Below are 20,079 nucleotides of genomic sequence, written 5' to 3'. Positions count from 1 at the left end.
GTCAATTTGCCGCCAATCCAAGGGGGCAAACAACCGAACTTAATTCGATTGTGTGTAAAATATTCGCTGTTTTTCAACCGCTTGATAACATAAAAACCGGCAAAGTTTATCACAAAGTACAATGCACCTTCAGCAAACTTCAAGAAATCCCTTAAGGTTTAACCGGGCTAAATTGCTAATGTATTGGAAACAGCCTATAATCAGCCGCTAAAATTTTCCGCAGACAATAATTTCAACTTCAAAGAATTCATGTTAGAAACGCAATCAGAACATTCCATTCAACCGACTTTTGCCGACCAAAAACGCAAAACCGTTGAGGCTGCCGAGTTTACCGAAGACGGACGTTATAAACGCAAAGTGCGCAGCTTCGTGTTACGCACCGGACGCTTAAGCGATTATCAAAAAAACGCCATGAACCAAAACTGGGCGGCGCTCGGCTTAGACTATCAACCGCAGCCATTTGATTTCAATGCAATTTATGGCAACGACAATCCTGTCATTTTGGAAATTGGCTTCGGCATGGGCAGTTCGTTGGTGGAAATGGCGGCACAAAATCCTGATAAAAATTACTTAGGCATTGAAGTGCATACACCGGGTGTAGGCGCTTGTATCGCTTATGCCGTAGAAAAAGGCGTCACCAATTTACGCGTGATTTGCCACGATGCCACTGAAATTCTGCGTGACAGCATTGCCGATCAAAGTCTCAGTGGGTTACAACTGTTTTTCCCGGATCCGTGGCACAAAGCGAGACATCACAAACGCCGTATCGTGCAACCGCACTTTATCGACCGTTTATTGAATAAATTACAGGCGGGTGCTTTCATTCATATGGCAACCGACTGGCAAAACTATGCAGAACATATGCTGGACGTGTTGCAACAATATCCGCAACTGCGCAATACTTCAGACACAAACGACTACATCCCTCGCCCTGATTTTCGCCCTCTGACCAAATTTGAACAACGCGGTCACCGTCTTGGGCACGGCGTATGGGATCTGTATTTCATCAAATCTTAATTTCATCCACCTCAATAGAAGGAAATCATCATGGCTATTAAACGTAACCAAAGACAACGCAAAAAAATGCATATCGCCGAATTCCAAGAATTAGGCTTTTTAGTGCAATGGCAATTTGCTGAAGGCACTTCCGTAGAACAAATCGACAGCACCGTTGACCGCTTCATCAGCGAAGTGATCCAACAAAACGGTTTGGCTTACGAAGGCAGCGGCTACTTACACTGGGAAGGTTTAGTGTGCTTAGAAAAAATCGGTAAATGCGATGCGTCTCACCAAGAATTAGTGAAAAACTGGTTAACGCAAAACGGCTTACAACAAGTGGAAGTTAGCGAATTATTTGATATTTGGTGGGATTACCCAACAAAATAATCGCTATTAAAAATAGCTAAAAAACAGACCGCACTTTCTGCGCTCACAAAGAGCAATAAAAAGTGCGGTCATTTTTTTAAGTCTTTTTACAGAATATTACTGTGAATACTTAACGACATTCGCCTTAACTTGAATTTTCTCACCATTATCAAACAGCAACGTCAGCGGAAAATGTCCCCCAGCCTGCAAAGCCGTAGCAGAATCAAACACCATAATATGCAAACCGCCCGGCTTCAGTTTTACGTTACCTTTAGCAGGAATTTCAATGCCGTCCGAGGTGATCATTTTGCCGTTTTGTGTGCCGTGCAAAACCAAATTTGCCGGCTGACTGCTCTGCACCATCGCAAGATTAACGGCTTCGTTACCGTCATTATGCAATTCCATAAAAACAGCCGTTGGCTCCCCCGCCTGTTGGGTTGCAAAAATGATCGGATTGGTCACACTGATTTTTGCCAACGTGCCAAGAGGCAAAAGTGCGGTCATAAAAAACAACGTTTTAAAAATACGTCGCATCGTTTTCTCCTTTTTCATTTCTTATTGATTTCGTCGGCATTGCCGATTGCCTTTAAACTATAGCAGAAAAATGCTATATTACCGCCCACTTTTTCATACCTATTTTTATGCAATTCTAAAACCTCAATGGCAAATTATTACGACATTACACTCGCCCTAGCCGGCGTCTGCCAAGCGGCAAAATTAGTGCAACAACTGGCGTTAAATGGTGAAGCGGACTCAACGGCATTAGAAACCGGTTTAAACAGTTTGCTACAAACTGCACCGGATACGACATTGGATGTTTTTGGCGGCGAGCTAAACAACCTGAAATTGGGGTTAACCACACTTTGCGAACAGCTTAACGGCAGTGAGCCGGAACTAGGTCGTTATTGGCTCAGTCTGTTAGCATTGGCAGCGAAACTCAACAAAACTCCGGAAGCCAAACAAGAATTGGCGCGCCGCATTCAATATTTACCCACACAGCTGGAACATTACCACTTACTCGACGAACAGATGTTGTCTAACCTTGCCGGCATTTATGTGGACGTTATCAGCCCGTTAGGTCGCCGAATTCAAGTAACCGGCGTTACTCAATATTTACAACATTTAGGCACACAAAATCGCATTCGCGCCGCGTTATTAGCCGGCATCCGTTCCGCTATTTTGTGGCAACAAGTGGGCGGCACCAAATGGCAACTGCTGTTTTTCCGTCGCAAAATCGCCACTACGGCACAACACATTCTCTCTTCTCTTTAATATGGAGCTTTCATCTATGCAACTTAGCGCGCTAACCGCACTTTCCCCGATTGATGGTCGTTATCAAGACAAAACCGCCCGTTTACGTCATATTTTCAGCGAATTCGGTTTATTAAAATTCCGCGTTACGGTGGAAGTTCGTTGGTTACAAAAATTGGCAGCGACCGCACAAATCACCGAAGTTCCTTCTTTGTCAAAAGAAGCAAACGATTACCTTAACCAAATTGTCGCTAATTTTGCTATTGAAGATGCCGAGCGCATTAAAGAAATCGAAAAAACCACTAACCACGATGTAAAAGCGGTGGAATATTTCCTTAAAGAAAAAAGCGCGGCATTGCCTGAATTAGCGGCAATCAGCGAATTTATTCACTTCGCCTGTACCTCCGAAGACATCAACAACCTTTCCCACGCATTAATGTTAAAAACCGCACGCGAAGAAGTCTTGTTGCCGGAGTGGCAAAATTTAATCGAAAAAATCACCGCACTTGCCGAGCAATATAAAACCATTCCATTGCTTTCCCGCACACACGGTCAACCGGCATCGCCAACCACCGTGGGCAAAGAAATGGCCAACGTGGTGTATCGTTTAAGACGCCAATACAAACAGTTACAACAAATCGATATTCTTGGCAAAATCAACGGCGCCGTGGGCAACTATAACGCCCATTTATCCGCTTACCCAAATATTGATTGGCATACCTTCAGCGAAGAATTTGTGACTTCTTTAGGAATCACATGGAACCCGTACACGACCCAAATCGAACCGCATGACTACATCGCCGAATTGTTTGATTGCGTAGCGCGTTTTAACACGATTGTGATCGACTTCGACCGCGACTTATGGGGTTACATCGCGCTAAATCACTTCAAACAACGCACCATCGCCGGTGAAATCGGCTCTTCTACCATGCCACACAAAGTCAACCCAATCGACTTCGAAAACTCCGAAGGCAACCTTGGTTTGGCAAACGCCGTAATGGCACACCTAGGCAGCAAATTACCGATTTCCCGCTGGCAGCGCGATTTAACGGATTCCACCGTGTTGCGTAACCTTGGCGTGGGTTTAGGCTACTGCTTAATCGCCTATGCGGCGACCCAAAAAGGCATCAGCAAATTAGAAGTGAATGAAGCCCATTTACGTGAAGAATTGGATCAAAACTGGGAAGTGCTCGCCGAACCGATTCAAACCGTGATGCGTCGTTACGGCATTGAAAAACCGTACGAAAAACTGAAAGAACTCACCCGCGGCAAACGCGTCGATGCCAAAGCGATGTTTGATTTCATTGAGAAATTAGACATTCCGGCAGAAGAAAAAGCACGCTTGCAACAACTTACACCGGCAAGCTATATCGGCGCGGCAGTACAGTTAGTGGAAAAACTGTAACATCATTAAAAAACGGTCGTATCAAATACGACCGTTTTTCTTTTTACGCTTTTCTCGGTCCAAAATTCACGAAAAAAAACGACCGCACTTTCCAGTCTCATGATCAAATCTAAATATTGAGAATAATTTGCATTTATAAACTCATCACCCTAGAATAGACAAAGTTCAAATTTGCCATTTAGGCAAAATCTATTTGAATAAACATCTTTTAAAAGGAGCATTTATGAAACTTAACGCATTAAAACTAGCAACACTTACCGCAGCATTGGCATTCTCTAGCGCCACTTTCGCTGACATTACCGTGTATAACGGTCAACACAAAGAAGCGGCCAAAGCCGTCACCGAAGCCTTTACCCAAGAAACCGGCATCAAAGTGACCTTAAACAGCGCCAAAAGCGAACAGCTTGCCGGTCAGTTAAAAGAAGAAGGCGACAAAACCCCGGCTGATGTATTCTATACCGAACAAGTCGCCTCCTTTGTTGGATTATCCGACGCAGATCTACTTGAACCCCTCTCTGCAGACATCATTAAACAAACTCAATATAAAGGCGTACCGGTAGCCCCGAAAAAAGACTGGATTGCCTTAAGCGGTCGTTCCCGTGTGGTGGTTTATGACAAAAATAAACTCTCCGAAAAAGACATGGAAAAATCCGTGTTAGATTACGCCACGCCGAAATGGAAAGATAAAATCGGTTATGTGCCAACTTCCGGTGCGTTCTTAGAACAAGTTGTAGCCATCACCAAACTAAAAAGCGAACAAGCGGCTTTAGACTGGTTAAAAGGCTTGAAAGAAAATGGCAAACTCTATGCGAAAAACAGCGTGGCATTACAAGCCGTTGAAAATGGCGAAGTGCCGGCTGCGTTGATTAACAACTATTATTGGTATGCCTTAGCAAAAGAAAAAGGCGAAGATAAATTAAACTCTCGTTTGTATTTCATTCGCCACCAAGATCCGGGCGCATTAGTCACCTACTCCGGTGCTGCTGTGTTAAAAGGCTCCAAAAATAAAGAAGAAGCGAAAAAATTCGTCGAATTCTTAGCCAGCAAAAAAGGCCAAGAAGCGCTTGTAGCTGCCCGCGCAGAATACCCATTGCGCGCTGACGTAGTTTCCCCATTCAACATGGAACCTTACGCAAAATTAGAAGCCCCTGAAGTCACTGCAACAACTGCGCAAGACAAAGAAAAAGCCAATAAATTAATTGAGCAAGCGGGATTGAAATAATCGTATCACCACAGTATCTCTCAACGTGAAATACCGTGGGTACAGTTAAAAATATAAAAAGCCACCTGAAAGTGCGGTCGTTTTTTGACACGTTTTTCGGGTGGCTTTTTTGTATTCAGATATAATAAGCAAAAGAAAAACACGTTAGGAAACTAGTTATACAAATAGGAATTTATTGATTTAATTGAAAATATTCAACAAAATTTTTTGCACTCGGACAGTTTGGATGCTGTGCAGCATTTTCAATTGAAAATCCCCAATGTGTAATCATTCTCTTTGCAAAGACAACTTTGTTTTTTCCTCGTCCTTTAACAGATCTGGTTTCTTCGACAATTTCTTTAATTCTCTCCCAAGGTAATTTTGGAGTTTCCTCTGGGTAATCTTCTCCCGTGAAATCTTCAAGTTGTAAAAATCTTCTCATAGCTTCGATATCTGCCAGAAACCATGCTTCAATCGCTTTAACTGCAATAAAACTTTTGGTAATTTTCTCATGACGAATTCTTTCCTTAACTTCCTCAACATGCGCTCCTTCAGAATCCGTCAAAATATACAATTTTTTTGCCCCCTGCGTTTCCAACGCACTGATAAAGGGTTCAATATGCTGGGGCAATAAATTACTGCCGCCCTTGGCATCAATAACAGGCTCAACCAACTCAAAACCATTCCTGTGTAAAAAGTTCTTAAATGCCTCTGATTCGATAATAATCTTTTCGCATGACCCTTCAACAATAAATCCAACTTTTACCATGGCAATCCTCCCCCCAGCAGATTAGTCAGCCAAGCTGTATCTAACGGAATTTTGTTTTTATCGACACCCGACTTCCGAACATCTTTAATTTGGGTTTTGCCTTGAGATTTACTGACAAAATATAACTCTTCCAATTCCAGGCTACGCACTACCGATTCACTATGAGTTGTCAGAATAATAGGATGGAAGGGACTTACATGTTCGCGAATAAAGCTAATTAGTTCGCTGATAGCTTTCGGATGCAAGCCCCGTTCAGGTTCTTCAATGATCGTAATGCCAGGCTGTTTTACACGCGTTAAAACGGCAACCAACAAACATAAGGCATAAATTGTGCCGTCCGAAACCATATGAGCGGGGAAACGATTACCGCTGTCTTCCTCGAAAAATAACCCTTTTGAGTCATCAATTTTTTGCGGTTGCACAGAGAGTTCCTGCATTTCGGGGACAATCACGCTCATCCATTCAATGATTTGCTCGCGTAATTCTTCGTTATCCTCAAGATGTTCTAACACTGCAGCAATATTGCTACCGTCTGTATTTAGCTTTTCAGGGTTATTGGCATTATTGCGAAGATCTTTGATTTTAAACGGATCTATACGAAATATCTTTACATCTTTAAGTAAATTAAATGAATTATTTTGGTGCAATATGCTGGTATCTAATGAATTTTTATTATCATTTAAAAATTTAAGAATAATACCCGTCATTGCACCTTTAGCGATTTCCTTACTCATTTCATCACTATTTTTTAATGCCCCCAAAACAGTTCCACCAGTTATCCCTAATAAAATTGAGGATAGATATTCTGCAAACTTATTTTCATTTCCTTCTTTTTTCTTTAATTCTAACTTTCGAGCTTCCTCACTACTGTCAAAAATAGTTTCTCCATTTTTAAAAATTTTCAAATATTCATGTTTCACCGACACAGGCACTGTAGGCAATGAGGGGAGTAACGATGATTTACTTAGAAGAATATCTATTTCATATTCATATACTTGCTCTTCAATCTCAAATTTTATTTTGTAGCTAATGTTTCCACTATTATGTTTTGGGCCAATTAAATTTTCTATACCACCAAACTCAGATACTGCCTTGCTCACTCCCATATCAATCACTTTTGATAAAAATGCCAAGGCATCGACAAAATTGCTTTTACCCGAACCATTTGCCCCCGCTAAAACCATAAAAGAAGAAACATCTTTTAGCTCTACATTGTGGATACTTTTAAATCCTTTAATTTCCAAATAGTTAATTTTCATTTTTAATCCTCTTGAATTTATCAACAGAAAGTGCTCTGAAGCATACCGAGCATTTCATAGGATGACAACCTTTTCTTTGTGAGAATAAATAAACTATCTTATTGTTTTCACTATACTTATCTGAATGCTACCAACTCTATTGTTTTTGTATATGGTGGTCAGAGTTGTTGATACGGAATTGGAACGTAACATTCAGTTGTTTTATTATCCTCCCTTATCATAAAATCCCCCCTTCACCCGAGCCATTAATTTTAACCCAATACTAAAAAGGACAAGCCCTTGAACCGTAATCCTCCGTTTTGGCTGACCGCCTTGATTATTCTTATCAGCTTGCCGTTGATTCTACCGTTTCTCTATGTGGTGGTTCGGGCGGTTGATGTGGGTTGGGTGCGCAGTATTGAATTGCTTTGGCGGCCGCGTATGTGGGAGCTGTTGAGCAACACGTTATTGCTGATGGTGTGTGTGACGACATTTTCCATCATTCTCGGCACAGTTTGCGCCTTTTTATTGGAACGCTATCGCTTTTGGGGTAAACCCTTTTTTCAAGTAGCAATGACCTTGCCGCTTTGTATTCCTGCCTTTGTCAGCTGTTTCACCTGGATTAGTCTCACTTTTAGCGTCGAGGGCTTTTGGGGCACGATTGGCATTATGACCTTAAGCTATTTTCCGCTTGCCTATTTGCCTGTTGCCGCCACGTTAAAACGGCTGGATCGGTCATTGGAGGAAGTCAGTCTTTCTCTCGGTAAAAGCCGTCGCGATACCTTTTGGTATGCCATATTCCCCCAGTTAAAACCGGCTATCGGCAGCAGTATTTTACTCATAGCGTTACATACATTGGTGGAATTCGGTGCCGTGTCTATTTTGAATTATCAAACCTTCACCACGGCTATTTTCCAAGAGTATGAAATGGCCTTTAATAACAATACGGCGGCGTTACTGTCGGCGGTGTTAATGGTTATTTGTGCCTTGATCGTGTTCGGCGAAATTTTCTTTCGTGGACAACAAATCCTGTATAACAGCGGCAAAGGCGTGACTCGCCCTTATCCGGTGAAAAATTTACCCGCCGGCAAGCAACTCTTGGCTGTTATTTTTTTCCTCACAATTTTTATCCTCAGCATCGGTGTACCACTCATTATGTTGATTCACTGGATGTTTGTGGGCACGTCTATTGAAAGTGCGGTGGATTTTTCCGCCTTTTTCGAAGCCTTCAGCAATTCTTTGTTGGTTTCCGGTTTAGGCGCGGGACTCACCGTACTTTGCGCGCTGCCACTGGTTTGGAGTGCTGTGCGTTATCGTAGCCGCCTCACTGTGTGGATTGACCGCCTGCCATATTTATTGCATGCGATGCCAGGTTTGGTAATTGCCTTGTCCTTGGTGTATTTCACTATTAACTACGCCTATTCTTTCTACCAAACCTTCCTCATGGTCGTGGTCGCCTATTTCATGTTGTATTTACCCTTGGCACAAACCACGTTGCGTAGCTCCTTGGAACAAATCTCCGATAACGTCGAAAAAGTAGGGCAAAGCCTTGGGCGTAGTCATTTTTATATTTTCCGTACGCTCACCATTCCCGCCATGTTACCGGGCATTACCGGTGCCTTTGCGTTGGTGTTTTTAAACCTGATGAAAGAGCTCACCGCCACCTTATTGCTCACCCCAAACGACATCAAAACCTTATCCATCGCCGTTTGGGAATACACTAGCGATGCCCAATATGCAGCCGCCACACCTTATGCCATAATGCTCATGCTATTTTCCGGCATTCCGGTGTTTTTATTGAAAAAATATGCGTTTAAATAATGACAATACAAACTTCCATGCAAACAATACCACTCCTCCAAATCCACTGCCTCAATAAACATTTCGGGCAGACGCATGTGCTACGTGATATTTCCCTTGAATTGCACAGTGGCGAAATCTTGTTTTTACTCGGTGCTTCCGGTTGTGGGAAAACGACTTTGCTACGTGCTATTGCCGGTTTTGAACAACCTGATAACGGTGAAATTTACCTAAAAGAGCGGTTGATTTTTGGCTCAAATTGCAATATTCCACCGCAACAGCGTCGGCTAGGTTATGTGGTGCAGGAAGGCGTGTTATTTCCACACTTGAATGTGTATCGCAATATTGCTTACGGGTTGGGCGATGGCAAAGGTCGCTCCCCTGAAGAACGACAACGCATTGACGAAGTAATGGCGCTCACCGGCATTTGTGCGCTCGCCGACCGTTTTCCACACCAACTTTCCGGTGGGCAACAACAACGTGTCGCCTTGGCACGCGCCATTGCGCCAAATCCTGAACTGATTTTATTAGACGAACCTTTTAGCGCCTTAGATGAACATCTGCGACAACAAATCCGTCATGATATGTTGCAAGCACTGCGCCAAAGTGGCACCTCCGCCATTTTCGTCACCCATGATCGTGACGAGGCTTTGCGTTATGCCGATAAAATCGCAGTGTTGCAAAATGGAGAAATCTTACAAATTGCCAACCCACGTACGCTTTATTGGTCACCAAAACACCTTTCCACTGCCACCTTTATCGGCGAAAGCATTGTGTTGCCGGCAACCTTAAATTCACCTTCAACGGCGCATTGCCAATTAGGTGACATTGCCATCATAGACAAAAGCCAAGGGCAACAAAGCGGCACGCTACTTCTCCGTCCGGAACAATTCTGTTTGTCAAAAACACCGCAAAATTCGACCGCACTTTTTAACGCCATCGTCCGCCACGTGGAATTCAAAGGCAAAATTACGGCGATTCAAATTGAAATAAATGGCTTCGAAATTGAATTAGAGGAACACCACGGAATTGAGTTGTATGTGGGAGATAAGGTTGAGGTGTATTTATATGGCACGGGCTTGTTTTATGGGGAATAAGCGTTGGCTTTATGGCGCTTACAATTTACGTTGTAGGTAAAAAAAGCGCTATTCATGAGCATATGAGTTAAAAAGTGCAGTTCATTTTTCAGTTATTTTTCAAACAGGAAGCTAGCCCAAGTACGCTTCCAATAACGCTCTTAATTCATCTCCATCATGGCACCGTTTCACCACCTCGAACAACGCGGTGGCTTCTTCATATTCGTATTTTAAATACTGTAGCCATTGCTTAATGCGTGCCACGTGGTAAAAACCGCTGTCGTGGCAATTTTCTAATGTGGCGTATTTGCGCAAAATCGGCAGGATTTCAGACCAGCTTAACGGCGCATCGTTATGTTTTAGCACACGGCTTAAATTAGGCATATTAAGCGCCCCACGACCAACCATTAAATCTTCACAGCCGGTCATTTCTAAGCATCGTTGCCCATCTTCCCAACGCCAAATTTCGCCATTAGCGATCACAGGAATATGGAGTTTTTGCCGGATTTCACCAATTTTTTGCCAGTTGATACGATCAGCGCGATAACCATCCGCTTTGGTGCGGCCGTGAATCGCAATTTCTGTCGCACCACCTTGTTGCACCGCGTCAGCAATGTCGTAAGCAAAGTCGGTGGAATCCCAGCCTAAGCGCACTTTGACACTCACTACCTGTTCTGGTGGGACGGCTTGACGAATGGCTTTGGTGGCTTGGTAAATAAGTTCCGGTTGTTTTAACAAAGACGCGCCGCCGTTGCTGCCGTTGACGGTTTTCGACGGGCAGCCACAATTTAAATCAACGCCGTGGGAACCTAATTGAATGGCAAGTTCGGCATTTTCCGCCAGCCATTGAGGATGTTGACCGAGCAATTGCACACGTACCGGCGTACCGCTTGGCGTGTAGCCCTGTTGGAGTAATTCAGGGCAAAGACGATAAAAGACTTTCGGTGGGAGGCGTTGATCCACCACGCGGACAAATTCGGAAATGCACAAATCGTAATCGTTCACTTCCGTTAATAATTGACGCACGAGAGGATCAAGCACGCCCTGCATCGGGGCTAAAATGACGCGCAAAGGTTATTTCCAGCCTTTGGCTTTGCAAATCAAGTCGTATGCGGCTTGAATTTGCTGGGTTTTCTCTTTCGCCATTTCCATCATTTCCGGTGGCAACCCTTTTGCCACTAATTTATCCGGATGATTTTCATTCATTAAACGACGATAGGCACGTTTCACTGTGGGCTGATCGTCTGTCGCGCTGACACCAAGCACTTGATAAGCATCGTTTAAGGTCGGGCCGGAAGAAGATTGCGATTGCTGTTGATAGCCGCCTTGGGAGCCGGAATGTTGCTCGTAGTAGCCGCCTTGTTGATAGAAACCGCCGCGTGCAAAATGACGCGCCGCCATTTCCATTGCCAACATTTGCTCAAATTGAACGCGGGATAAGCCCAGTTCTTCGGCAACAATAAACAGCACGTCTTTTTCATTGTCATGTAAATGATCGTCAGAAAAGGCGGCTTGAATTTGCACGGATAAAAATGCCCGCAATAAATCCGCACGTTGTCCGCAACCAAGACGAAATTCACGAATCACCTGACGAATCGGGAAATCTGTCTGTTTGCCACGGTTAAATGCCTCTTGCGCTAAACGACGACCGGCATCGTCCAGTTGCATTTGATCCATTAAATGGGTCGCTAACAGAATGTCATTCTCCGTCACGCGTCCTTTGGCTTTGCTTAAATGTCCCAACACCGCAAAGGTGGTTTGCATAAACAACAGTTGACGGGTGGTTTTCGTTTTGAAGAAAGAAGAATTGACTGTGCCCAGTTCATACAGTTTTTTGTCTGCAAGATGACCGAGAAACACTCCCGCCAACATGCCAAAAAAACCGCCCAATCGAAAGCCGATTAAGGCACCTAAAAATTTCCCAATAAAATTCATTGTCGCTCCGTTAGGGTCAAAAAAGTGCGGTGGCTTTTCTCAGCAAATTGAAAAACGCGTGGAAAAACAACCGCACTTTCGCTTTATTTAATGCCGTATTGCTCACGATAAGCGCGCATTGCCGGTAAATATTGTTGGTATTCCGGTTGAGTTTCAATGAACGCCATCAAATCGGCAAAATCAATGATAGATAACACGTCGCATTGGTAATCGCGCTCGACTTCTTGAATAGCAGACAGCTCGCCATTGCCACGTTCTTGACGATTCAAGGCAATCAATACCGCGCTTAATTGCGCTTCATTAGCTTGAATAATTTGCATGGATTCACGAATTGCCGTACCGGCAGTGATCACATCGTCCACTAACAACACCTTGCCACGCAACGGACTGCCGATTAAATTGCCACCTTCGCCGTGATCTTTGGTTTCTTTGCGGTTAAAGCATACCGGTTTATTGATGTCAAAGCGGTTGAATAACGCAATGGATACCGCAGTGGCAATGGGAATGCCTTTATATGCAGGGCCAAAAATCATGTCGTATTGCAAACCGGCATCTTGTAAGGCTGCCGCATAAAATTCACCTAAACGGGCAAGATCGGCGCCTTGGTTAAATAAACCGGCGTTAAAGAAATAAGGGCTCACACGGCCGGATTTCAAGGTGAACTCACCAAATTTTAAAACCTGACGGGCAAGGGCGAATTCAATAAACTGTTGTTTATAGTTTTCCATCTTCCTATCCTTATTCTGCTAACGCTGCACGTTGGGTTTGGAAAATGACCTCACAACCTTGTTTGGCGAGATCTAATAAGGTTAATAATTCCTCGTGGCTAAACGGTTCGCCTTCTGCGGTACCTTGTACTTCAATCATGCGCCCATCTTCCATCATGACCACATTCATGTCCGTTTCTGCGGCAGAATCTTCTACATATTCCAAATCGCATACTGCGTCGCCGTTTACGATGCCGACAGAAATCGCCGCCACCAAGCCTTTTAACGGATTTTTGCTCAATGTGCCGTTTGCCACTAAACCGTTCAATGCATCACATAACGCCACGCAAGCGCCGGTAATGGAAGCGGTGCGAGTGCTGCCGTCCGCTTGGATCACATCACAGTCCAATGTAATACAACGTTCGCCGAGGGCTTCCAAATCCACCATAGCGCGCAAAGAACGGGCGATTAAACGTTGAATTTCCAAAGTACGGCCGCCTTGTTTGCCTTTTGCCGCTTCACGTTGCATACGGCTGTGGGTGGAACGTGGCAACATGCCGTATTCCGCGGTGACCCAACCTTGTCCCAGTCCTTTTAAAAAGCGCGGCACGCCGTCTTCTACGGTGGCAGTACACAACACTTTGGTATCGCCAAACTCCACCAGCACGGAACCTTCCGCGTGTTTGGTGTAATGACGGGTGATTTTAATCGGGCGGGTTTGGTTGTTGGCACGTTGATTCGGACGCATGAAAAATTCCTCGTTAAGCAATAAAAAATCGCGCCATTTTAGCACGCAAACTGACAGAAACGAAATTTGGCAGTACAATAGCACGCAAATTTTAGCGCCTAAAAATGAAGGAATTATTATGATTTATAGCATGACGGCATTCGCCAGTTTGGAAATCAAAAAAGACTGGGGAAACGCAGTTTGGGAAATCCGTTCGGTCAATCAACGTTATTTAGAAACCTTTTTCCGCCTGCCGGAACAATTCCGCAGCTTGGAAAACACCTTACGCGAAACCCTGCGTCAAAAACTCACTCGTGGCAAAATCGAATGTACCCTGCGTATTGATAACAAAAAGCAAGCCGCGACAGAATTACACATTAACCAAGAACTCGCCACGCAAGTATTGCAATCTTTACAATGGCTAAAACAGCAAGCGGGCGAAGGTGAACTCAATTTAACCGATGTATTACGCTACCCGGGTGTAGTGGAAGTGCCGGAACAGGATGTAGATTTAATCAGCCAAGATTTATTGGCGGCGTTTGACCAAGTGGTCGAGGAATTTATCGCTATGCGCCAACGCGAAGGGGAAAAAATCCACACGTTACTGACACAACGCCTTGAAGCCATCAATGAAGAACAGCAAAAAGTGCGGTCCAAAATGCCGGAGATTTTACAATGGCAACGCGAGCGCATGTTGCAACGCTTTGAAGAAGTCCAACTGCAACCGGATCCACAACGTTTAGAACAAGAGCTGATTATGTTGGCACAACGCATTGATGTGGCAGAAGAATTAGATCGTTTGCAATTACACGTCAAAGAAACGCAAAACATTCTGCGCAAAGGCGGTGCGGTGGGACGCAAGTTGGATTTCATGATGCAAGAGCTCAACCGCGAATCCAATACTTTGGCATCCAAGTCCATCAATGTTGATGTGACTAATTCCGCTATTGAGCTAAAAGTGTTAATTGAGCAAATGCGCGAACAAATTCAAAATCTTGAGTAATTGATTGATATTTTTTAAGGAAAGTACGATGGCCTATTCCCTTTTAACGGCACAACAAGATGACATTATTTGCCCGTTAACGCACTACTCGCTGATTCAAATTGAAGGCACAGAGGCGGAAAAATATTTGCAGGGGCAACTCACTTGCGATGTGACCAAATTGGCAGCCGGTGAATCCACTCTTACCGCCCATTGCGATCCGAAAGGCAAAATGAGCTCGCTGTTCCGTTTAATTCGTCAAGATGAACAGACCTTTTATATGCTGTTAAAAAGTGCGTTATTGCCATCGGCGCTAGATCAACTGAAAAAATATGCGGTGTTTTCCAAAGTCACTTTTACTTCGTTAGATTGGCAAATTCTCGGCGCAGCCGGCACAAAAGGCATCGAAAAGTGCGGTCAATTTTCTGCGCAAATTCGCATTGATGTAAATGGGCAACAACCGCGGGTGATTTTACTCAACCCGACCCGCTTAGCCCTCGAACCTACTGTTGAAGCAGAGGCTTGGGATTTATTGGATATTCAAGATGGCGTGCCTGGTTTAGCGGCAGCGACTCAACTAGAATTTATTCCGCAAGCGTTAAACCTACAAAGTGTCGAACAGGCGATTTCCTTCCACAAGGGGTGTTACATCGGGCAGGAAACCGTGGCGCGCGCCAAATATCGTGGTGCCAATAAACGCGCTTTATTTATTTTCGCAGCACAAACACAAAGTCTGCCGGACATCGGTTCTGCATTGGAAATGGCACTTGGTGACAATTGGCGCGCCACGGGTACCATCACAAGTGCGGTCAATTTTCACGGCGTTTTATGGTTGCAGGCCGTGTTAAATACGCCGTTGGAAGAAGGTCAGGCATTCCGCTTGCCGAACAGCCAAACCTTGCTCGACATGCAACCCTTGCCTTATGAGTTAAGTTGATGAAAGTCGGATTGGTATTAGAAGGTGGCGCCATGCGCGGGATGTTCACCGCCGGCGTGTTGGATGTCTTCTTGGATGAACAGATTCACATTGACGGCATCGTTAGTGTGTCTGCCGGAGCGCTGTTCGGCGTAAATTTACCTTCCAAACAACGTGGCCGCGTGTTGCGTTACAACAAAAAATACCTCAATGACAAACGCTACATGGGTTGGCACAGCCTGTTCACCACGGGCAATATCGTCAACAAAGACTTTGCCTTCTATCAATTGCCTTTTGAATTGGACGTATTCGATCAAGAAGCATTCGCCCGTTCCGGCATCGACTTCTACACGGTGTTAACCAACGTGGAAAGCGGCGAAGCGGAATATGTGAAAATCTACGATGCCTTTGAGCAAATGGAAACCCTGCGTGCCACCTCCGCCATGCCTTTCGTGTCCAAAATGGTAGAAATCAACGGCAAAAAATATTTAGACGGCGGCATTGCGGACAGTATTCCGTTGCGTTTCTGTCAACAGTTGGGCTACGACAAAATCATCGTCATTCTCACCCGCCCATTGGATTACCGCAAAACGCCGACCAATCCGCTGATTTTTAATGCTTTTTATCGCCGTTACCCAAAACTGGTCGAACGCCTGACCAATCGCTATGCCGACTATAACCGTGCAGTGGAAGATGTCATTCGTCTTAACGAACAAGGCGAAATCTTTGTCATTCGCCCTTCTGTCACTCTGCCTATTCGCCGTATTGAAAAAGACGTCGCCAAAGTGCAGGCAATGTATGACTTAGGAGTGCGTGACGGGCAAGACATTCTACCGGCCCTAAAAGCCTATTTGACCAAGTGAAAACATAGGAAAAATCTACCGCACTTTTACCGATTTTCTGCACAAAATGTTGTTGCAGAAATATTAACAATTCTTTAGACTAGCGCCCGCAAATCTAATTTGTAATTTCATTTATATCGCAAGTTTGTGTATAGGAAATGACAAAGCCTTTCTTTTGAGTCTTTTCTCATTGTTATACCTTCCTTGTAATACTTTCATTCACTTTAATAGGATTAAAAATGAACGAAGTTTTACAACAGTTCAAACAACAATATTTAATTAAATATTGGAATCCCGTCATCGCCGTTATCGCTGCCGGTTTAATCTCGGCCTATTATTTCGGCGTTACCGGCACCTACTGGGCGGTTACCGGCGAGTTTACCCGTTGGGGTGGCCATGCATTACAAGCCTTGGGCGTTGATGTGTCCGATTGGAGCTACTACAAAATCATGGGTATGCAAGGCACGATTTTCACCCGTGTTGATGGCGTGATGATCTTAGGCATGTTTGCCGGTTGTATCTCCGCGGCCTTGTGGGCAAACAACGTGAAATGGCGAAACCAGCCACATAAACGTCGCATTGTACAAGCCTTAATCGGTGGCGCCATTGCCGGCTTCGGCGCACGTTTGGCGATGGGCTGTAACCTTGCCTCGCTATTTACCGGTATCCCACAATTTTCCGTGCACGCTTGGTTTTTCACCATTGCCACAGCACTTGGCACTTACGCCGGCGTAAAAGTCACTTTATTGCCGATGTTCCGTGTGAAATTGGAATTGAAAAAAGGCGCCGCAAAATTACAAGAAACAGATCCGAAAAGAGCACAACGCCGTTTTTGGATCGGTATGGTAGTTTTCTTCGCTTACCTCATCGCCTCCTTTTATGTGATGACTCAGTCCGTCAAATTAGGCTTCGCCATGTTGTGTGGTTTAGCTTTCGGTTTACTTATCGAACGTGCGCAAATCTGCTTCACTTCCGCGTTCCGTGATCTCTGGGTGACCGGTCGCGCTTACATGGCAAAAGCCATTATTTTCGGCATTCTTGCCGGCACTATCGGCGTCTTCAGCTACATTCAATTAGGCGTTCCGGCAAAAATCATGTGGGCAGGTCCGAATGCGATTATCGGCGGTTTATTGTTCGGTTTCGGCATTGTATTAGCCGGCGGTTGTGAAACCGGTTGGATGTACCGTGCGATGGAAGGCCAAGTACATTTTATGTGGGTGGGGATCGGCAACGTGATCGGCTCTACCTATCTCGCCTATGCTTGGGATGATTTGGCACCGGCATTGGCGCTTGACTACGAAAAACTGAACTTACTGAAAGAATTTGGTCCGGTGGGTGGATTATTGGTGAACTACGGTTTATTGATCGTCTGCTTAATCGCTGTCGTCTGGTGGGAAAAACGCTTTCTTGCCAAAGCAAAAGCCAAAATCGCCGCTCTCGCACAGGCGTAAAAGTGCGGTTTGATTTGACGTTATTTTTATTTCACAGAAGGAAAACACATTATGGCATTTACCGTTGTGCACAAATTAGATAAAGATCCAAAAGACATCGTTCCGGATTACACCATCGACACCGTAGGCGAACCTTGCCCATACCCGGCTATCGTCATGCTGGAAAGCATGCCTGAGCTCAAAGAAGGGGAAGTATTGGAATTGTTAAGCGACTGCGCACAATCCATCAACAACATTCCGGTGGACACCAAAAACCATGGTTATACCTTATTAAGCGTAGAACAAGATGGCACCAAATTACGCTATTTGATTCAACGCTAATCAATGTTCAAAAAACAAAAGCCCGTTTTATACGGGCTTTATTTTTTCCCAAAAGAAAGCATGAGATAAGTCCTTTAAAAAATTGACTAAACCTATCACAAAATTTGCACATTTCCTCAACACATCACACGAAAAAACGCTAGAATAGGCCGCTTTTTTTTAAGATTCATCACAACACATTTATTTCGGGGGAACAAGATGGAAGCTCAGGGGGCGGGTGATTTAATTCGCGTTGTCACGTTATTAGGTGCGGCTGTTGTAGCGGTGCCATTATTTAAACGTATCGGTTTAGGTTCAGTGCTGGGGTATTTAGCCGCCGGCTTAATTATCGGCCCCTTCGGGTTGAAATTAGTGACCGATTCTCACGCCATTTTGCACATTGCAGAATTTGGCGTGGTGATGTTCCTGTTCATGATCGGTTTGGAAATGAAACCGTCCCATTTATGGAGCTTACGCAAACAAATTTTCGGGCTCGGTAGTTTACAAGTGGTGATCTCCGCTCTGTTAATGACCCTCGTTTCCGTACAATTCGGCATTTCTTGGGAAGTGGCCTTTATTTGTTCTTCCGGGTTCGTGCTTACCTCTACCGCCATCGTAATGCAAGTGTTGGGAGAACGTAAACGCCTGTCTACCCGCCCGGGGCAAAAAATGGTGTCGATCTTATTATTTGAAGATTTGCTGATCGTGCCGTTACTGGCTATCGTGACCTACCTTTCCCCACTCGAAACCGAAAGCACCATTTCTTGGTGGGAATCCGCCACAATCGCCTTAGTCGCGTTAGCCATCCTTGTGCTTATTGGACGTTTCATTTTGAATCCGGTATTCCGTATTTTAGCCGATTCCAAAGCGCGCGAAGTGATGACCGCCGCCGCCTTATTTGTGGTATTAGGCTCAGCATTACTGATGGAAGAAGCAGGCTTATCACAAGCCATGGGCGCTTTTGTTGCCGGCGTCATGCTGTCAGAATCGGCTTTCCGCCACCAATTGGAAGCAGACATTGAACCGTTCCGTGGTTTATTGCTAGGGCTATTTTTCCTCGGGGTGGGAATGTCACTAAATCTCACCGTCGTGGCTGAAAACTGGATGCTAATTGGCATCGGTGTATTCGCCTTAATGCTGACAAAAGGCATCTGTATTTATCTCGTTGCCCGCGCAGCGAAAAGCACGCACAAAACGGCCATGGAACGTGCTTTGCTCATGGCTCAAGGCGGAGAATTTGCTTTTGTTTTGTTTGCTCAAGCCTTCAACCAAAAAGTGATTGATGAAACCATCAATGCCAACATGACCGCAATCGTGGTACTGTCCATGGTGTTAACCCCCATTATGTTAGTTTTGTATGAAAAATTCGCTCCCAAACCCACTGCAGAAGAATTACCTGCCGATAAAATCGACGAACAACATCCGATTCTCATCGTCGGCATGGGACGTTTTGGTCAAATCGTGAATGACTTATTACGCTTAAGCGGCTACGCCACCACCATTGTTGATTTGAACCCGAACATGATCAAAGGCTTCAATGAATACGGCATTAAATCCTATTTCGGGGACGCTTCCCGCCGCGAGTTTCTGATTGCCGCCGGTCTAGAACAAGCAGACATGTTAGTCATCGCCATTAATAATAAAGAACAAGCAGAAAACATCGTGCACTTTGCTCGTGAAGTGAATCCGAACATTAAAATCATTGCTCGTGCTTACGACCGTTTCAGCACCTTTGCCTTACATGAAGCCGGCGCAGACGAAATTATCCGTGAAACCTTCGATGCCGCCGTGCGTGCGGGTAAACGCGCACTGGAAACATTAGGCATGGAACCGGAATTGGTGAAGGAAATCGGCGACTATTATTTTGATGCGGATCGCCATGAAGTCGCCCTCATGTCACAGGTTTATGATCCCAACATGGGGTTATTCCAAAACCCGCTCATGCGTGATATTGCCCGCGAATGCGATCAAAAAATGGCGGCCGATATTCAGGAAATCATTCTGAGAGCAAAAGAAAAAGAAGAGGAATAAAACATCGCAAAAACAGACCGCACTTTATGCCCTAAAGTGCGGTCGTTTTTTTACCTGTTTTTGCATGCCAATTTGCCTCTCAC

At 44.7% G+C, this 20,079-nt stretch carries 20 protein-coding genes; 13 read left to right on the top strand and 7 right to left on the bottom strand.

All coding sequences use genetic code 11. The features are described from left to right. Positions 1–249 precede the first annotated feature (249 nt). Positions 250–1,017 carry a tRNA (guanosine(46)-N7)-methyltransferase TrmB gene (gene trmB, locus LQ983_RS06720; protein WP_230622109.1) on the top strand — a complete coding sequence of 256 codons (768 nt, stop codon included), beginning with the start codon at positions 250–252 and terminating at the stop codon, positions 1,015–1,017. Positions 1,018–1,047: 30 nt separating this feature from the next. Further along, the gene (locus tag LQ983_RS06715; protein WP_006719446.1) at positions 1,048–1,386 is read left to right on the top strand and encodes a YggL family protein; all 339 of its coding nucleotides are present in this window, start codon (positions 1,048–1,050) and stop codon (positions 1,384–1,386) included. A gap of 96 nt (positions 1,387–1,482) precedes the next feature. Here the strand turns inward: LQ983_RS06715 and LQ983_RS06710 are convergent, their stop codons facing one another. Next, the gene (locus LQ983_RS06710; RefSeq protein ID WP_230622108.1) at positions 1,483–1,899 is read right to left on the bottom strand and encodes a copper chaperone PCu(A)C; all 417 of its coding nucleotides are present in this window, start codon (positions 1,897–1,899) and stop codon (positions 1,483–1,485) included. 126 nt (positions 1,900–2,025) lie between these two features. Here LQ983_RS06710 and hflD point away from each other — a divergent pair, with 126 nt between their 5' ends. From hflD to LQ983_RS06695, 3 genes are all read left to right on the top strand, one after another. Then, entirely contained in the window at positions 2,026–2,637 is a 612-nt protein-coding gene (hflD, locus tag LQ983_RS06705; protein ID WP_230622107.1) for a high frequency lysogenization protein HflD, read from the top strand. 16 nt (positions 2,638–2,653) lie between these two features. Continuing rightward, the gene (purB, locus tag LQ983_RS06700) at positions 2,654–4,021 is read left to right on the top strand and encodes an adenylosuccinate lyase (protein WP_230622106.1); all 1,368 of its coding nucleotides are present in this window, start codon (positions 2,654–2,656) and stop codon (positions 4,019–4,021) included. A 223-nt stretch (positions 4,022–4,244) separates the two neighbouring features. After that, positions 4,245–5,243, top strand: coding sequence for an iron ABC transporter substrate-binding protein (locus tag LQ983_RS06695; protein ID WP_230622104.1), 999 nt, complete (start codon positions 4,245–4,247; stop codon positions 5,241–5,243). 172 nt (positions 5,244–5,415) lie between these two features. Here LQ983_RS06695 and LQ983_RS06690 read toward each other — a convergent pair whose 3' ends face one another. Together LQ983_RS06690 and LQ983_RS06685 are read right to left on the bottom strand one after the other, a co-directional pair. Beyond that, positions 5,416–5,991 (bottom strand): DUF4276 family protein, encoded by a 576-nt coding sequence (locus LQ983_RS06690; protein WP_230622103.1) that lies wholly within the window; start codon positions 5,989–5,991, stop codon positions 5,416–5,418. Next, positions 5,985–7,250 (bottom strand): AAA family ATPase, encoded by a 1,266-nt coding sequence (locus tag LQ983_RS06685; RefSeq protein WP_230622102.1) that lies wholly within the window; start codon positions 7,248–7,250, stop codon positions 5,985–5,987. The genes LQ983_RS06690 and LQ983_RS06685 overlap by 7 nt, the downstream gene beginning before the upstream one ends. A 279-nt stretch (positions 7,251–7,529) precedes the next feature. Here LQ983_RS06685 and LQ983_RS06680 point away from each other — a divergent pair, with 279 nt between their 5' ends. Together LQ983_RS06680 and LQ983_RS06675 are read left to right on the top strand one after the other, a co-directional pair. Then, positions 7,530–9,050, top strand: a complete 1,521-nt coding sequence (locus tag LQ983_RS06680) for an iron ABC transporter permease (RefSeq protein WP_230622101.1) — start codon at positions 7,530–7,532, stop codon at positions 9,048–9,050. Continuing rightward, positions 9,050–10,126, top strand: a complete 1,077-nt coding sequence (locus LQ983_RS06675) for an ABC transporter ATP-binding protein (RefSeq protein ID WP_370636647.1) — start codon at positions 9,050–9,052, stop codon at positions 10,124–10,126. The genes LQ983_RS06680 and LQ983_RS06675 overlap by 1 nt, the downstream gene beginning before the upstream one ends. Positions 10,127–10,237: 111 nt before the next feature. On the opposite strand, the gene dusC is transcribed toward LQ983_RS06675, so the two are convergent. From dusC to rph, 4 genes are all read right to left on the bottom strand, one after another. After that, a complete protein-coding gene (gene dusC, locus LQ983_RS06670) occupies positions 10,238–11,176 on the bottom strand; it encodes a tRNA dihydrouridine(16) synthase DusC (protein ID WP_230622098.1) in 939 nt (312 codons plus the stop codon). A gap of 3 nt (positions 11,177–11,179) precedes the next feature. Next, positions 11,180–12,040, bottom strand: coding sequence for a co-chaperone DjlA (gene djlA / locus LQ983_RS06665; RefSeq protein ID WP_006719466.1), 861 nt, complete (start codon positions 12,038–12,040; stop codon positions 11,180–11,182). A gap of 83 nt (positions 12,041–12,123) precedes the next feature. Then, entirely contained in the window at positions 12,124–12,768 is a 645-nt protein-coding gene (pyrE, locus tag LQ983_RS06660; RefSeq protein ID WP_109433038.1) for an orotate phosphoribosyltransferase, read from the bottom strand. Positions 12,769–12,778: 10 nt separating this feature from the next. Further along, on the bottom strand, positions 12,779–13,495 hold the full coding sequence (gene rph, locus LQ983_RS06655) for a ribonuclease PH (RefSeq protein ID WP_230622096.1): 717 nt from the start codon (positions 13,493–13,495) through the stop codon (positions 12,779–12,781). A gap of 118 nt (positions 13,496–13,613) precedes the next feature. Between rph and LQ983_RS06650 the strand changes: the two genes are divergently transcribed. The 6 genes from LQ983_RS06650 to LQ983_RS06625 all read left to right on the top strand — a co-directional run bounded on the left by LQ983_RS06650 (position 13,614) and on the right by LQ983_RS06625 (position 19,996). Continuing rightward, the gene (locus LQ983_RS06650; RefSeq protein WP_230622095.1) at positions 13,614–14,477 is read left to right on the top strand and encodes a YicC/YloC family endoribonuclease; all 864 of its coding nucleotides are present in this window, start codon (positions 13,614–13,616) and stop codon (positions 14,475–14,477) included. Between the two features lie 28 nt (positions 14,478–14,505). Then, positions 14,506–15,393, top strand: coding sequence for a folate-binding protein YgfZ (locus LQ983_RS06645; RefSeq protein WP_230622094.1), 888 nt, complete (start codon positions 14,506–14,508; stop codon positions 15,391–15,393). Then, positions 15,393–16,235, top strand: a complete 843-nt coding sequence (locus tag LQ983_RS06640) for a patatin family protein (RefSeq protein ID WP_230622625.1) — start codon at positions 15,393–15,395, stop codon at positions 16,233–16,235. Before LQ983_RS06645 ends, LQ983_RS06640 begins: the two co-directional genes overlap by 1 nt. A gap of 218 nt (positions 16,236–16,453) precedes the next feature. Beyond that, on the top strand, positions 16,454–17,665 hold the full coding sequence (yedE, locus tag LQ983_RS06635) for a selenium metabolism membrane protein YedE/FdhT (protein WP_230622093.1): 1,212 nt from the start codon (positions 16,454–16,456) through the stop codon (positions 17,663–17,665). Positions 17,666–17,716: 51 nt separating this feature from the next. Beyond that, on the top strand, positions 17,717–17,986 hold the full coding sequence (gene yedF, locus LQ983_RS06630) for a sulfurtransferase-like selenium metabolism protein YedF (protein ID WP_006719477.1): 270 nt from the start codon (positions 17,717–17,719) through the stop codon (positions 17,984–17,986). 198 nt (positions 17,987–18,184) lie between these two features. Continuing rightward, positions 18,185–19,996 (top strand): monovalent cation:proton antiporter-2 (CPA2) family protein, encoded by a 1,812-nt coding sequence (locus LQ983_RS06625; protein ID WP_230622092.1) that lies wholly within the window; start codon positions 18,185–18,187, stop codon positions 19,994–19,996. Positions 19,997–20,079: the final 83 nt, after the last annotated feature.

Origin of the sequence: Aggregatibacter sp. Marseille-P9115, from assembly GCF_920939465.1 — a bacterium.
GTDB classification, from domain to species: Bacteria; Pseudomonadota; Gammaproteobacteria; order Enterobacterales; family Pasteurellaceae; genus Aggregatibacter; species Aggregatibacter segnis_B.
The sequence above is the reverse complement of the archived record's forward strand: the minus strand, read 5'-3'. Positions and strand labels throughout refer to the sequence as shown.